Genomic DNA, 13,705 nt, shown 5'->3' on the forward strand with positions numbered 1-13,705 from the left:
ACCATGAGCGTTGCCGAAGAGATCAGGAACTTCGTCGTGGACAACTTTTTGTTCGGGGATGAGGCGGGACTTACCGACGACAGCTCCTTCATCAGGGAAGGGATCGTCGACTCCACCGGCATCCTGCAACTGGTCACCTACCTCCAGGAGCGTTACCAGATCGCCGTGGACGACGAGGAACTCACCCCGGAGAACCTCGACTCGGTGCGCCGGGTGGCGGCTTTCGTGGAGGTGAAACGCGGCCGTGCCGCCGTCGCAGGGGCTTAAGGGGGAGACCATGGGTATGGGGATCCTGCAGAGGGTGCTGGGAAAGCTCGCGATGGTGGTCCCGGGGGGATACACGTTGCGCCCGTGGCTACAGCGTCTGCGCGGGGTGCGCATGGGGAAAAACGTCTGGCTCAGCCAACTGGTCTACCTGGACGACCAGCACCCCGATCAGATCGTCATCGGTGACAACGTGACCATCGGCCTGCGCTGCACCGTGTTCGCCCACTTCTACCTCGGTAACCGCGCCACCGAGGAGGCGAAGGGCGGGGTGGTGATCGAGGACGGCGCCTTCATCGGACCCAACTGCACCATCCTGCATGGGGTCACCATCGGCGCGGGGGCGGTGGTCGTGGCGGGGAGCGTCGTCACGCGCAACGTCCCCGCCGGCACCCTCTACGGCCCCCCCGCCGCGCAACCACTCGCGCGCATCACCCACCCGCTGACCAACGCGGGGGAGGTCCAGTACCGCAAATTCCTCTTCGGGCTCAAAAAGCTCTAGTCGTAGGTCTTCTTCATCAGATGGAACAGGATCGCGAGCAGGAGGGCTGCGGCCACCGCGATCCCCCCCACCACGCGCCGGCGCGCATGCTCGTCATCGATCACCTTGAGCGCCGCGTCCAGCTTGTCGAGCTCCTTGTTGATCGCCGCCGACTCGTTCTTCACCCGATTCACGTCCACGTCGTGGAACAGGGTGTGGAAGCGGTTTCTGACCGCAAAGAGCGCCTTGCCCATCTTCTCGGTATCCACCCCGCTCACCTGGAACTGCGCGATCCTCCCCGAGATCCCGACGATGCGTGCCTCGGTCCCGCTCATGGCGTCCCGGATCGCCTTCGCCCTTTCGAAGCTGTGGCAGCGGGTGCAGCTTTTCTCGTTGATGAGGGCGAGCGACGCCTTCATCACCTGATGGTTGCTGTGACAGGTAACACAGGTCGGTCCACCCGCGCCGAGCGCGCGCCCGTGGGCGCTGGCCAGGTAATCCTTGTAGACGCCGGGGTGACAGCGCCCGCAAAAGGCGGGGATGTCCTTCTCCTTGGGAGCCCCCAAAAAGCCGCGCTGCGGGCTCATGGCGTTCGCCGCGTCCTTCGGGTCGCCGCCGTGACAGCCGTTGCAGGAGATGCCGTTTTCCGCGTGGATGCTGCCGCGCCAGAGGTTCACCGGCGCACCGAGCCGGTCCGGCATGGAGCCGTGACACTGTATGCAGACGGTCTCCGGCTGTTCCGCGGCGACAGCTGCGGCCGGTTTCAGGAAGAGAAGCGGTGCTAGGAGCAGGATGGCCAGGATGTTTTTCCGAATCATGACAGGTGCCCCCATACGCTCAGTGCGATCCAGAGCAGGATGCCGGCGATCGCCAGGGTGAGAAAGAGCGGGCGCTTCAAGGGGTGGCGCTCAGGAGAGCGGTCGATGAAAGGGAGCAGCGCCAGGAAGGTCATCGCCGCCGCCTGCACCGAGAGCCCTAGCAACTCGCTCGGGAAGATCTTCAGGGTCTGGTAGTTGGCCAGGAAGTACCACTCCGGCTTTATGTGCGCCGGTGTCTTGAAGGGGTCGGCCGGGACGAAGGCGTCCGGCGTGAACGGCATGTTGGGCCAGAAGAAGACCACCGCGAGGAACACCGCGAAGTAGATCGAGATCGAGCTGAGATCCTGCAGCGCGTAGTTCGGGAAGAAGGGGATACCCCCCGGGTGCCCCTGGTAGTGGTATTCGCGTGCCTCGAACGGGTTCGCCGTCTCGTCCCTGCCGAAGGGGGGAGCCGAGATGCCGGTCCGTTTCAGGAAGAAGAGGTGGGCCCCGATGAAGGCCGCAATCACCACGGGGAGGACCGCCGCGTGCAGTGCGAAGAAGCGCCCGAGCGTTGCCGGCCCCACGAGCTTTCCGCCGCGCAGGAACTCGACCAGGGTGGGGCCTAAGACCGGGATGGCGCTGACGCTGTTGGTGGCGACCGTCGTGGCCCAGAAGGAGAGCTGGCTCCAAGGCGCGAGGTAGCCGGTGAGCGAGATCCCCTGCACCAGGGCGAAAAGCGTGAAGCCGGTGACCCAGTTCAACTCGCGCGGCGCCTTGTAGCTCCCCATCATGAGGGTGGAGAGCATGTGCATGAGGAGCACCGCCACCATCATGTTCGACCCCACCGCGTGACACAGGCGGATGAACCAGCCGAAGGGGACCTCGTTCATGATGAAGGAGACGCTCTTGAACGCCTTGTCCGCGTCCGGCACGTAGTAGATCATGAGGAGCATGCCGGTGACGACCTGTATGGCGAAGATCACCAAAAGGACGCTCCCCAGGGAATACCATTCGTTGATGTTGCGCGGCAGAAGGTAGCCGGTGAGCTCCTTTTCCGCGATCTCGCCGATCCCGTAGCGCAGATCGAGCCAGCGGTACAGCCGGTTTAACATGGATGCCTCCGTAAGCGGAAAGGGTTAACCGATGGTGATGTTACCTTCGGTGACGGTGAACGGGATCTTAGCGAGCGGGCGCGGGGGAGGGCCCCCCAGCACGGTTCCGTCGGTGGAGAACTGGCCGCCGTGGCAGGGACAGAGAAACTGCTGCTTCTCCTTCACCCACTGCACGATGCAGCCAAGATGGGTGCAGACTGCGGAGAGCGCGACCAGTTGGCCGCTGCTCGTCTTGATGAGGACGGCGGAGGACCCGGCGAACTCGAAGAACTTGGCGTCCCCCTCCTTCAGCTCCCCGGCCGGTATCACCAGTTTGGCAGCCCCTCCCTGTCCGGATCTGGGTGCCAGGTAGCGCAGCACCGGGTACCCGGCGGCAGCCGCGGCCGCGACCGTGCAGCCGGCCACGCAGACCCCGAGAAACTTCCTTCTCCCTTCGTTCTCCATGCCTTCCCCCCGCAAGTGTCGGTTGATTCGGCACAAGTATAATGACCACTTGGGTCATTTCAAGCGACTTTCTTCATGAATATCAGGTGTCCCCGCCGTTCATCCCCCCGCGTGGGCGGAACTTCAAGGCTTTAACAGAGGCGTCCGCTCATGAGGGAGCACCCTCTTTCCCTTTACCCGCAGCGCCGTTTCCGATATGCTTCCCCGGCTGTACCCGCAACAACGAAAAGGAGGACGCATGGAAACCTACTACGACCCGAAGGACCTCGGGAGCTTCGCCGAGATCGGCAAGGACGCGCCGGAACTGGCCGGGAAGTTTTTCGACTACTACAACGAGGTCTTCGCCGAAGGGGAGCTCACCGAAAGGGAAAAGGCCTTGATCGCCCTCGCCGTCGCCCACACCGTGCAGTGCCCCTACTGCATCGACGCCTACACGAGGGCCTGCCTCGAGAAGGGATCGCACCTGGGAGAGATGACCGAGGCCCTGCACGTGGTGACCGCGATCCGCGGCGGCGCCTCGTTGGTACACGGGGTGCAGATGCGCAAGATCGCGGAAAAACTTTCGCTCTAGGAGACGGGATGCCCGGAACAACGCAAAACAACGCGACGGAGAGCTTCCGGCAACGGCTCGCGCGCCACGAGCTCCGCCTCGAGCGGGACGAGACCCACGCGCTGCAGGTGAATGTAGGCCTTGTCTGCAACTTGGCCTGCGGGCACTGCCACCTGGAGGCGGGTCCCGCCCGGAGCGAGATTATGGAGCGCCCGGTGATGGACGAGGTGATCGCCGCCGCCGCGCGCCTTCCCTTTGCCGTCATCGACGTGACCGGCGGCGCCCCGGAACTGGTGCCGGAGCTCCCCTACCTTTTACGCGGCCTGGCACCTCACGCCGTGAGGCTCATCGTGCGCACGAACCTGGTCGTCCTGGAGGGGGAGCGGGGCGAGCCCCTCATGGAACTCTACCGCGACCTAGGCGTCACGCTTGTCGCCTCGCTTCCCGCCGCCAACCAGGCGCAAACCGACGCACAGCGCGGTGCCGGGGTCTGGGAGCGAAGCATGGCGGCACTTGCGCGTCTGAACGCGCTCGGCTACGGCATGCCGGGAAGCCCGCTCGAGCTCGACCTCGTCAGCAACCCTTCGGGCGCCTTCCTCCCGGCGCCGCAGCTCCAGGCCCAGGAGAAGTTCCGGCGCGATCTCGCACGCAGGCACGGCGTCAGCTTCCACAACCTCTACACCTTCGCCAACGCGCCGCTCGGCCGCTTCCGCCTCTTCCTTGAGCGCTCGGGGAACCTGGACGCCTACCTCGACAAGCTTGCCTCCGGCTTCAACCCCTGCGCCGTCTCCGGCGTAATGTGCCGCAGCCAGCTCTCCGTCGACTGGACGGGACGCCTCTACGACTGCGATTTTCACCTCTCCCGCGGCATCAACATGGGGGGGGAGGAGCGCTTCCTGCGGGAGCTCACCGAGCTTCCCGCGCCGGGCACATCCATCCCCGCCGCCGACCACTGCTACGCCTGCACCGTGGGCGCCGGCTTCACCTGAGGGGGGAGCATCGTGGCCTAGTTAGGCCGCCGGTCCGCAAATTTTTCATTGGGAAGTCGTCTCTTCTGCGCTATAGTGGCCCCTGGCCCCGAGTGCTCAGCGCCCGCGGCGACGCCGGGAAAGGAGGAACATGTGGCGAGAAAACCGCTGGTAAAAAAGGACGAATGCATCAGTTGCGGCATCTGCATCGGGAACCTTCCCGCCGTGTTCCGCTTTGACGACCACGGCAAGTCCGAGTGTTACGACCCGGAAGGGGCCGACGAGGCGGAGATCCAGGCCCGCGCCATCGACCTCTGCCCGGTCTCCTGCATCATCTGGGAGGAGTAGGCACTCCCCATGAGACGAACCGACCTCTTCAGGGGCGCCACCCTTTTCGCCTGCGTCGTCGCCATAAGCCTTCTGCATTACCTCACACCGCTCAGGCTCGCGGTGTTGCACGACATCTTCCAGCGCCTGTACTACATCCCCATCATCCTATCCGCCTTCTGGTTCGGTTTTCGCGGCGGCATCGGCTGCGCCATCCTTGTCACCATCGCCTACGCCCCCCACATCCTCTTCCAGTGGGGCGGCCACATCGCCATGGAGATGGAGAAATACCTCGAGGTCATCCTCTACAACGTGGTAGGGGGGATCACCGGCTTCCTGTCGCAGCAGGACCGTTTCCGCCGCGAGGAGCTGGAGCGTAGCGCCAAGGGGCTCGAGGACTCCTACCGGCAGTTGAAAGAGCAGTCCGAGCTCATCATCAGGATCGAGGAGCAGTTGCGGCGCGCCGAGCGCCTCTCCGCCCTGGGCGAGCTCTCCGCCATCCTGGCCCACGAGATCCGCAACCCCTTAGCCTCGATCCGCGGCACCGCCGAAATCCTCATGGAGGACGGCAGCACGGCCAACCGCCACGAATTTCTGGAGATCCTCGTCAAGGAGTCCGACCGCCTGAACCGCGTCGTCGAGGACTTCCTGCGCATGGCGCGCCCGGAGCCGGCCGACAAGAGGGAATGCGACTTGAACGAAGAACTTGCCAACATCGTGACCCTCCTCTCCGCCCAGGCCCTCACCGGCGGCGTCACTCTTGAGCTCGAACGCAGTGCGCTCCCGCAGGTGGTCGCCGATCCCGGGAAGCTGCACCAGGCCTTCATGAACATCCTGCTGAACGCGATCCAGGCCTCGTCGCATGGGGGGAAGGTGCGCGTCGCCACCAACTTGGGGCGCGATGGACGCATCGAGATCCGCTTCACCGACGAGGGGAGCGGCATCTCCGCCGAGGCGCTCGCCAAGATCTTCGAACCCTTCTTCACCACCAAGGGAAGCGGCACCGGCTTAGGGCTCTCCATCACCAAGAAGATCATCGAAGGGCATGGCGGCACCCTGGAGGTGCAGAGCGAGCCGGGGCGCGGGACCACCTTCCTGGTAGCTCTCCCGCTCTCCGCGTAGTGTGGAAAATCCTACGCCGGCTGCCGGATATTCCACAGAAGGCGGGCGCATGTGCCCCAGGCGGTCTTCCCGGCAGCAAGTGATCCCGGTGAGTTACCCCTTTCCCGCGGCGTGGCACGTTCCTTGAAAAATGGTTCCCCGACCGAGCCCGCAGGACGCATCCCGCGTCAGCCACGCCGGTCCGGGAGAGCTTATGAAAAACAGGATATGGAACAGCGTCCTCTTGCTCGTCGTGGTCACGGTGCTTGGCGTCTTCGCCTTTTACGTTAGGGTGGGGGCTACCGCCGACCAGGTCGTCGTGCTGCGCACCTCCGGGATGACCTGCGGCGCCTGCGTCAAGAAGATCAACGAGGCTCTGCAGACGCAGAAGGGGGTGGCGGCCACCGAGGTGGACCTTGAAAGCGGGCTCGTCATAGCCGGTTACGACTCGAAGCAGGTGGCCCCGGAACGGCTGGCCGCCGCGGTAGAGAAGTGCGGCTTCGCCTCCAAGGTTGCCGGCGTGCTCACCCCAGAGCAGTTCCGCACCATGGCCGGGCGCGACCTGGGTGGCAAGGCCGCCGTCGGTGGCTGCTGCGGCAAAGTGGGCTGCGGCGGGAAGTAAAACACGTTCTACGTTCTACGTTCTACGTTGAAAACCTTCATATCACACGGCTTTAGCGAGCCGGATCAAAAGGAGCTTCACATGGTTCAGCAGAACAAAAAAGGATTGCAGTCCCTCATCATCGCCCTTGTCGCCGTTGCGGCCATGGCCACCGTCGCCGTCGCGTTCTCCCTCCCCGGCATGGGCAAGTACGAGAAGGTGAAGCCGGTGAACGGCGCCGTAACCATCCCGGTAGCCAAGGTGAACGACGGCAAGGCGCACTATTACAAACTCGCCGACGGCGGCAAGGAGATCAACTTCTTCGTCGTCAAGGGAAGCGACGGCCAGCTCCACACCGCCTTCGACGCCTGCGACGTCTGCTACCGCGAGAAAAAGGGGTATGAGCAGCAGGGCGACAAGATGAACTGCAACAACTGCAACCAGAAGTTCGCCATCAACAAGATCGGTGCCGCCTCCGGTGGCGGGTGCAACCCCTCGCACCTGGCCGCCAAGGTCGATGCGAGCAACGTCACCATCTCGGTCACCGATCTGAAGTCCGGCGCGCGCTTCTTCTAGTTTGAAGTCCCCCCTTCGCCCCGTTGGGGCTACGGGGGGCAGGCTCCCCTTCGCAAAGGGGGGGACGCGAGGTCCCCTGCAGCGCTTTGTGGGACGCCTCGTTTAGGGTGACTGGCCGGAATGCAAGCAACGCCGGGGCGCGGCACGAGCGCCCCGGCGTTTTTTCGTCTATGAGAATTGAGTGCCGCTCGCCACGTAGCACTGCCCGAGCCCTGACGTTCCCCCCTTTGCGAAGGGGGGACAGGGGGGGATTTGCCTCGGTCAGACGTCGGCCTTGCCCCCGCCGCCTTGAGTTTTTATGTGGGGAAGTTGGAGCCTTGGGTTGACACCCGTCTCGCCGCCGGTGTATTACAGAAAGTGCAGTTAGCATCAGGGGGTATTACGTGAGCAAAGACAAAGACGAGCGCAAGAGGTCACACCTCCGGCTCGTGGTGAACAACGCGGAGATACGCAGCGCCAGACCTTCGGCACCGGAGCAGGAGTTCGTCCCGCTCGAGGAGCTGATCGCCAACCGCGACGCGTTCCGTTCCGCCTTCTACCGCGGCATGGGGAGGCTGCAGACCAAGGGGTACCAGTCCCTGGAGCGCTTCTTGGCCGGCCGCGAGGCCCCTTACGGCATCGACCCCGTGCACGGCAAGGTGATGGTCCTCCCCGCGGGACACCTCTCCCCCGAATCGCTCGAATACGGCTCGCCGCAGGACGAGGTGCTCCTCAGCATCTCCGAAGACGCCGGCGGCACCGGCCTTTGCTTCTCCCTGGAGATGATCCTCCCGTACTTCAGCGAGGACGACCAGGTCATGGAGGAGGCGCTTCTCTTCGCCCCGGTGCTGCAGTACGGCGCCCTGTTCCTCGAGGAGAACCCCCACGACGGCATGTTGGATCTCATCTACCGGCTCGCCGTGCCGCTCTATCCCCCTCTGCTCACGGCACGGCTCGCCGAGCGGATGTTCTCCATCTTCTCCTTCGAGCTGAAGGAAACCTTCCTCACCCTCTCCGACTACCCCGAATAAAAGGCGAAAGAGGGGGTGTTACCGCCACACCCCCGATCTATTGCTTGAAAAAAAAGTGCAAATCTGTTAGATAGACTGGGGATTTTCCCGAAGCCTGCCTGGCTTCCCTGCAGCCGCTTCCCGGGCCGCGTCCTGCCGCTTATGGGGAATACCATTGTTATGGGAGGAACCTCTGCCTCCCCTGGAATTTGCATTGATTGTGTTGGCTGGCCCCATGTCCACCATTCCAATCTTACTTGCTAGGGTGTCATCATGAAGATGCTTGCCTTTGTCCCTTTCGCGCTGGCCGCGCTGCTTCTCACCTCTGCCGGCAACGCCCGTGGCGACTCCTGCGTTACCTCGGCCTGCCACGTCGAAATTGCCAAAATTGCCGTTCCGCACGCCCCCGTCAAGGAGGGTGACTGCGCGAGCTGTCACAACGCCGTCTCCAAGGAGCACCCGATCAAGGGGGGCAAGAGCTTCCAGCTTGCCGCCAAGGGTGGAGCGCTCTGCACCGGCTGCCACGACGGGCTCGCCTCCAAGAAACTGGTGCACGAGCCTGTGAAAAGCGGGGAGTGCACCGCCTGCCACAAGCCGCACGGCAGCTCCGGCCGCTTCCTGCTCGAAAAGGGGGACGACCAGAACCCGCTCTGCACCGGCTGCCACGACCAGGCCGCCTTCCAGCAGCGCTTCATGCACGGCCCCGCCGCGGTCGGCTCCTGCACCGAGTGCCACGACCCGCACCAGTCCCAGGAGAAGGCGCTTCTCAAACAGAACGTGCGCGACACCTGCCTTAGGTGCCATTCCGACTTCAACAGCCAGCTGAAGGCCGCCGTCTTCCAGCACCCGCCGGTGAAGAAGGACCCCTGCACCACCTGCCACAATCCGCACGGCTCGGGCGTTCCCATGTTCCTCGTCAAGAAGATGCCCGACCTTTGCATCTCCTGCCACGCCTCCATCGGCAAGAAGATCGCCGAGGCGAAGGTGCTGCACAAGCCGATCAAGTCCGAGGCCGGCTGCAGTAGCTGCCACTCGAGCCACTTCTCGAAAGCAAAGGGCCTTTTGGCCTTCACCGAGATGGAGACCTGCCTCTCCTGCCACGGCACCGACAAGCCTCCCCTGAAGAACATCAAGAAGGAGATCGCCAACAAGAAGTACCTGCACGGCCCGCTCAAAAACGGCGAGTGCAAGGGGTGCCACGACCCGCACGGCTCCAACTACTTCCGGATGCTCGGCGGCAACTATCCCGAGACCCTCTACGCCCCCTATAAGGACGGGCTGTACGACGCGTGCCTTAAGTGCCACGAGAAGAACCTGTTGCGCTTCGCCGACACCACCATCTACACGAAGTTCAGAAACGGCAACCGCAACCTGCACTACGTCCACGTGGTGAACAGCCGCAAGGGACGCACCTGCCGCGTCTGCCACGCGCCCCACGCAAGCAGCGGCGAGAAGCTCATCAACGTGGAAGGGGTGCAGTTCGGCGAGTGGAAGGTACCCATCAACTTCAAGACGACCGCAGCCGGCGGTTCCTGCGCCCCCGGATGCCACCGCCCACTCGCCTACAACCGCGACAAGGCCGAGGATTACAGCATCAAGTAACGGAGAACCCGTGCCCGGCACGGCAAGCAACACCCATAGGTCAAGGAGAAAAAGGAGATGTCAGCAATGCTTCGTGGTAGCAGGTCGTTTCATGCGGGGAGAGGTTTCATGGTGCTGGCGCTCGCGCTCGTCGCCTTCGGGCTCACCGGCTGCGGCGCGAGAAAGCTCGGTTCCGGTGAGCCGGTGTTCTGGCCACCCGACCCCAACCCCCCCAGGGTTCAGTTCCTGAAAGGGGTCTCCGCCTCCAAGGACGTGACGAAGGACAAGGCCAGCGTGAAACTCCTCTCCCTCTCCAACGAGGAGGAGGACACCAATAAGGTCATCGCCAAGCCGTACGGCATCGCCTCGAACAAGGGGCGCATCTACGTCGTCGACACCATCCAGAACAACGTCGCCATCTTCGACCTGGTAAAAGAGACCTACGAGATACTCCCCGGGAGCAAGGGGCAGGGCAAGCTCAAAAAGCCGATCAACATCGCCGTCGCCTCCGACGGCAACGTCTTCGTCGCCGACACCTTCCGCAAGGAGGTGATGATGTACGACGAAATGGGCAACTTCGTCAGGGCCTACGGCAAGGACATCCAGATGAAGCCGGTCGACGTCGCCGTCGACGACAAGAACATCTACGCCCTGGACATCTCCAACAACGAGATCAAGATCATCGACCGCCAAAGCGGCGACTTGGCCGGCGCCATCGGCAAGGGGAGCGAGACCCAGCAGGGGCTGTCGCTTCCCACCAACCTCACCATGGACAAGGACGGCTACCTCTACGTCACCAACGCCGGCACCGGCAAAGTGGTGAAGCTCGACCGCGACGGGCACATCGTGCACACCTTCGGCGGGCTCGGCGATTCCTTCGGCGAGTTCGGCCGTCCCCGCGGCATCTCCGTCGACGACAAGGGGCGCATCTACGTCGCCGACGCCTCGCATCAGAACGTGCAGATCTTCAACGAGACCGGGCGCATCCTGATGTTCTTCGGAGACCCGGGCTACGTCTACGAATCGCTCAACCTCCCCGCCGGGGTGATGGTGATCAGGGACAACCTCGACTACTTCCAGAAGCTTGCCGCGCCCAACTTCATCCTCGAGGAGGTCATCGTGGTGACCAACCAGTTCGGGCCCGTGAAGGTCTCCTTCTACGGCCTCGGGCAGATGAAGGACTTCAAGGGGTATGAGAGCCTCCCGAAGCCGGCGCCGAAAGGGAAGGGCGAAGCGGAAGGGAAGAAGTAACAAAGTTCACTGAAATGCCTTAGGAGACGTCGCGCCGGCCGTAAAGGCGGGCGCGACAACCCTTTCACGGGGTTCCTGCGGCGACCCAAGGGGCACATGGCACGACTCACGCTACATATCGCGGCTTTCCTGATGGTTTTCGCCATCCTCGCCGGGTGCGATCCCATCACCAGGCACAAGGTCCTCTCCACGGTGTTCGACGGGGTGCCGACGCTCCCCCCGCCCGAGGAGATCTGTACCCAGTACGCGGATGCGAAGCTCACCGAGTACAAGGAGGAACTTGCCGGGGCCAAGAAGGCCGCCGAGGCCGGGGACGTTTCCAACGGCTCGGTGCACCAGCCCTACGACGAAAAGAAGTGCGACAACTGCCATGACAAGTCCAAGGACGACGGTCTGGTGCGCCCCGCGAAGCAGCTTTGCCTCATGTGCCACAAGGACTTCTTCAAGGACAAGGGGCACTACCAGCACGGCCCCGCCGCGGTCGGCGACTGCCTCGCCTGCCACGTACCCCACAACTCCGCCTACACCTCGCTTCTGAAGGTGGACAGAAAGAACATCTGCGATCTCTGCCACAAGGAACAGCGCGCGGCGCTTGGGCTGCACAACAAGGTCGCCGAGCGTAAGATGGTCTGCGCCGACTGCCATAACCCCCATTACGGGACCACTTCGTTTTTCTTGAAATGACCGGGATGGGATAATGCGGTGCAAACTCCTTTTCATACCGCTTGGCCTTCTCCTCATACCGGAGTGGGCGGCGGCGCAGGTGACCAACATCCTTGCGCTTAGAAACCTCAGGCAGAGCGTGGAGACCACGTACCACCTGAAGGCGGCGCAGGCGGATCTCGTCTCCACGACGCAGCAGTCGCTGCAGGAGGACTATCACCTGGGGCTCGACTACGCCGTCTACCGCGCGCGTCTTCTGCACGGCGAGATCGGGCTCGATTTGCGAGCGGACCAGAACCTCTACATGGGGAACGAGCGCTCCACCAACGACACCTACGGTTTCGGCGTGCTCTACAACATAACGGGCATCTTCCTGGACCGCTTCCCTTATCCGCTTTCTTTCAGCTTCACCTCGGACATCGCGGACGTGCCGCGCGAGTTCGCCTCGAGCTATCAGCAAAAGAGCAACTCTCTTGCGCTCCACCTCCCGATCTCGTCGACGTTCGTGCCGATCACCTTCGGCTACAACAGGACCTCGAACGAGACCAGCGGCCTCGAGCTCGACAGCCGCTCCAAAAGCGACTCCTACACCTTCGGTGCGAGCCACAATTACAAGAACAGCGAGACCTACTTCACCATCGTCGGGAGCACCCTCGACCTCACCACCGACAACGACGAACCAAGCCAGCAAAGCAGCAACATCGACGCCAACCTCCGCAACAGTCTCAACTTCTCCACGCCGTCCCTGAACAGGATCTTGAACACTCGCGCGCACGTAGTGACCCAGCGCGGCGTGAACGAATCACGCACCACCGATCTCGGCGCGTCGTTGAGCTGGGACCTCGGGCGCGCGCTCGAGACCGGCACCGACTACAGCTTCACCATGCGGGAGGAGCCTACCCAGATCCAGCGCACCCACAACGCCCGCGCCTGGCTGCAGCACAGGCTCTTCAAAAGCCTCACCACGAGGATCGAAGCGGAAGGTAACGACCGCAGCCTCTCCGCGGGGAGCGAGCAAAGCGGCGGCGGCGGTCTCGTGCTGGACTACCACAAGCTGCTCCCCCACGACAGCAGGATGCAGCTGACCGCCGGCAGGCACTACCTGGTCACCGCCAACAAGCTCAGCGACAGCGGCATCGACGTCTTCGCCGAGACGCACGCCGTGGACCAGCTTCTCGTGATCCCTCTTAACCAGCAGAACGTGGTGGAAGGGTCGGTCAAGGTCTGGAACCAGGCGAGGACCCGCGAGTACGACCCCAACCTCGACTACGAGGTGCGTCAAAACGGTCTGACCACCGAGGTGGTCATCAGGACGGGCACCTCGCGCATCGTCGTTGGGGACCTTGTTTCCATCGACTACAAGGTGCTGGTCAACTCGAACATCACCTACTCCACCACCAACGATGCGCTGGGGGCGGACTTCACTTTCCTGGAGAACAAGTACCGCGTATTCGCCAACTGGAACCGTACCAGCCAGGACCTCATCTCCGGCAGCGCCGACCAGATCAACCTCGCCGGTTCCACCTCCTACCGCCTGGGGGGGGACACGAGGTTCGACGACGACGCCGGGACCCTCTCCGTCGAGTACACCCGGGTCGTTTCGAGCGCGGAGAAGAGCCAGACCTACAAAGGGGCCTTCATGCGCAGCGGCTCCTGGATGCAGGGGCGCTACACCATGAACCTGACCGACCGCTACCTGATCCGCGAGAGCGACCTGGTGAGCAAGGGTAACTCGGGGGGGAACACCTCCAACGTGTTTTCCGCGAGCAGCAGCTATTCGAAGATGCTGGAGAACACCGCCCTCGTCACCGCCACCGGCAACCTGCTCAACAACACCGGGTACATCGACAACACGAACCTCTCCCTTTCGCTCGACGTGCGCTGGAACGTGCGCAAGCTCACCTTCAACGTGAACTCCCAGGCGAACTTCCGTTACTCCGGAAGCGGATGGACCAGCGACCAAACCCTCATGCTGCGCATGGCGCGGCAATTCTGAC

The 13,705-nt window shown here is 63.2% G+C and carries 16 protein-coding genes; 13 read left to right on the plus strand and 3 right to left on the minus strand.

Annotated features, from left to right (window positions below; genetic code table 11):
- The first annotated feature begins 3 nt into the window (after nucleotides 1–3).
- A complete protein-coding gene (locus tag E8L22_RS16040; protein ID WP_136526161.1) occupies nucleotides 4–267 on the plus strand; it encodes an acyl carrier protein in 264 nt (87 codons plus the stop codon).
- Nucleotides 245–766 carry an acyltransferase gene (locus E8L22_RS16045; RefSeq protein ID WP_281282994.1) on the plus strand — a complete coding sequence of 174 codons (522 nt, stop codon included), beginning with the start codon at nucleotides 245–247 and terminating at the stop codon, nucleotides 764–766. The genes E8L22_RS16040 and E8L22_RS16045 overlap by 23 nt, the downstream gene beginning before the upstream one ends.
- Here the strand turns inward: E8L22_RS16045 and E8L22_RS16050 are convergent.
- Genes E8L22_RS16050 through E8L22_RS16060 form a run of 3 tightly spaced genes read right to left on the minus strand, consistent with a single transcriptional unit; the run spans nucleotide 763 to nucleotide 3,101 of the window.
- Nucleotides 763–1,563, minus strand: a complete 801-nt coding sequence (locus tag E8L22_RS16050; RefSeq protein WP_136526162.1) for a cytochrome c3 family protein — start codon at nucleotides 1,561–1,563, stop codon at nucleotides 763–765. The genes E8L22_RS16045 and E8L22_RS16050 overlap by 4 nt on opposite strands.
- Complete coding sequence (locus E8L22_RS16055) at nucleotides 1,560–2,657, minus strand: cytochrome b (protein ID WP_136526163.1); 1,098 nt, start codon at nucleotides 2,655–2,657, stop codon at nucleotides 1,560–1,562. The genes E8L22_RS16050 and E8L22_RS16055 overlap by 4 nt, the downstream gene beginning before the upstream one ends.
- A 24-nt stretch (nucleotides 2,658–2,681) precedes the next feature.
- Nucleotides 2,682–3,101, minus strand: a complete 420-nt coding sequence (locus tag E8L22_RS16060) for a QcrA and Rieske domain-containing protein (RefSeq protein WP_129128005.1) — start codon at nucleotides 3,099–3,101, stop codon at nucleotides 2,682–2,684.
- A gap of 238 nt (nucleotides 3,102–3,339) precedes the next feature.
- Between E8L22_RS16060 and E8L22_RS16065 the strand changes: the two genes are divergently transcribed.
- The 11 genes from E8L22_RS16065 to E8L22_RS16115 all read left to right on the plus strand — a co-directional run bounded on the left by E8L22_RS16065 (nucleotide 3,340) and on the right by E8L22_RS16115 (nucleotide 13,704).
- Nucleotides 3,340–3,672, plus strand: a complete 333-nt coding sequence (locus E8L22_RS16065; protein ID WP_136526164.1) for an arsenosugar biosynthesis-associated peroxidase-like protein — start codon at nucleotides 3,340–3,342, stop codon at nucleotides 3,670–3,672.
- Between the two features lie 8 nt (nucleotides 3,673–3,680).
- Complete coding sequence (arsS, locus tag E8L22_RS16070) at nucleotides 3,681–4,640, plus strand: arsenosugar biosynthesis radical SAM (seleno)protein ArsS (protein WP_136526165.1); 960 nt, start codon at nucleotides 3,681–3,683, stop codon at nucleotides 4,638–4,640.
- 132 nt (nucleotides 4,641–4,772) lie between these two features.
- Nucleotides 4,773–4,967, plus strand: coding sequence for a ferredoxin (locus E8L22_RS16075; RefSeq protein ID WP_136526166.1), 195 nt, complete (start codon nucleotides 4,773–4,775; stop codon nucleotides 4,965–4,967).
- 9 nt (nucleotides 4,968–4,976) lie between these two features.
- Complete coding sequence (locus E8L22_RS16080) at nucleotides 4,977–6,068, plus strand: two-component system sensor histidine kinase NtrB (RefSeq protein ID WP_136526167.1); 1,092 nt, start codon at nucleotides 4,977–4,979, stop codon at nucleotides 6,066–6,068.
- 193 nt (nucleotides 6,069–6,261) lie between these two features.
- Entirely contained in the window at nucleotides 6,262–6,669 is a 408-nt protein-coding gene (locus E8L22_RS16085) for a heavy-metal-associated domain-containing protein (protein WP_136526168.1), read from the plus strand.
- Nucleotides 6,670–6,750: 81 nt separating this feature from the next.
- Nucleotides 6,751–7,224 (plus strand): DUF2318 domain-containing protein, encoded by a 474-nt coding sequence (locus tag E8L22_RS16090; RefSeq protein ID WP_136526169.1) that lies wholly within the window; start codon nucleotides 6,751–6,753, stop codon nucleotides 7,222–7,224.
- 383 nt (nucleotides 7,225–7,607) lie between these two features.
- Nucleotides 7,608–8,234, plus strand: a complete 627-nt coding sequence (locus E8L22_RS16095) for a hypothetical protein (protein ID WP_136526170.1) — start codon at nucleotides 7,608–7,610, stop codon at nucleotides 8,232–8,234.
- 252 nt (nucleotides 8,235–8,486) lie between these two features.
- Nucleotides 8,487–9,815: a cytochrome c3 family protein gene (locus E8L22_RS16100; protein WP_136526171.1), complete on the plus strand. Its 1,329-nt coding sequence runs from the start codon at nucleotides 8,487–8,489 to the stop codon at nucleotides 9,813–9,815.
- 108 nt (nucleotides 9,816–9,923) lie between these two features.
- Nucleotides 9,924–11,045 (plus strand): NHL repeat-containing protein, encoded by a 1,122-nt coding sequence (locus tag E8L22_RS16105; protein WP_136526172.1) that lies wholly within the window; start codon nucleotides 9,924–9,926, stop codon nucleotides 11,043–11,045.
- A gap of 96 nt (nucleotides 11,046–11,141) precedes the next feature.
- The gene (locus tag E8L22_RS16110; protein ID WP_129127995.1) at nucleotides 11,142–11,729 is read left to right on the plus strand and encodes a cytochrome c3 family protein; all 588 of its coding nucleotides are present in this window, start codon (nucleotides 11,142–11,144) and stop codon (nucleotides 11,727–11,729) included.
- Nucleotides 11,730–11,742: 13 nt separating this feature from the next.
- On the plus strand, nucleotides 11,743–13,704 hold the full coding sequence (locus E8L22_RS16115; RefSeq protein WP_136526173.1) for a hypothetical protein: 1,962 nt from the start codon (nucleotides 11,743–11,745) through the stop codon (nucleotides 13,702–13,704).
- Nucleotide 13,705: the final 1 nt, after the last annotated feature.

Source organism: Geomonas ferrireducens, from assembly GCF_004917065.1.
Classification (GTDB): Bacteria; Desulfobacterota; Desulfuromonadia; order Geobacterales; family Geobacteraceae; genus Geomonas; species Geomonas ferrireducens.

Coding starts and splice junctions, on each gene's coding strand:
- E8L22_RS16040 (WP_136526161.1), top strand. CDS start 4: ATGAGCGTTGCCGAAGAGATCAGGAACTTCGTCGTGGACAACTTTTTG.
- E8L22_RS16050 (WP_136526162.1), bottom strand. CDS start 1,563: ATGATTCGGAAAAACATCCTGGCCATCCTGCTCCTAGCACCGCTTCTC.
- E8L22_RS16055 (WP_136526163.1), bottom strand. CDS start 2,657: ATGTTAAACCGGCTGTACCGCTGGCTCGATCTGCGCTACGGGATCGGC.
- E8L22_RS16060 (WP_129128005.1), bottom strand. CDS start 3,101: ATGGAGAACGAAGGGAGAAGGAAGTTTCTCGGGGTCTGCGTGGCCGGC.
- E8L22_RS16065 (WP_136526164.1), top strand. CDS start 3,340: ATGGAAACCTACTACGACCCGAAGGACCTCGGGAGCTTCGCCGAGATC.
- arsS (WP_136526165.1), top strand. CDS start 3,681: ATGCCCGGAACAACGCAAAACAACGCGACGGAGAGCTTCCGGCAACGG.
- E8L22_RS16080 (WP_136526167.1), top strand. CDS start 4,977: ATGAGACGAACCGACCTCTTCAGGGGCGCCACCCTTTTCGCCTGCGTC.
- E8L22_RS16085 (WP_136526168.1), top strand. CDS start 6,262: ATGAAAAACAGGATATGGAACAGCGTCCTCTTGCTCGTCGTGGTCACG.
- E8L22_RS16090 (WP_136526169.1), top strand. CDS start 6,751: ATGGTTCAGCAGAACAAAAAAGGATTGCAGTCCCTCATCATCGCCCTT.
- E8L22_RS16100 (WP_136526171.1), top strand. CDS start 8,487: ATGAAGATGCTTGCCTTTGTCCCTTTCGCGCTGGCCGCGCTGCTTCTC.
- E8L22_RS16105 (WP_136526172.1), top strand. CDS start 9,924: ATGGTGCTGGCGCTCGCGCTCGTCGCCTTCGGGCTCACCGGCTGCGGC.
- E8L22_RS16110 (WP_129127995.1), top strand. CDS start 11,142: ATGGCACGACTCACGCTACATATCGCGGCTTTCCTGATGGTTTTCGCC.
- E8L22_RS16115 (WP_136526173.1), top strand. CDS start 11,743: ATGCGGTGCAAACTCCTTTTCATACCGCTTGGCCTTCTCCTCATACCG.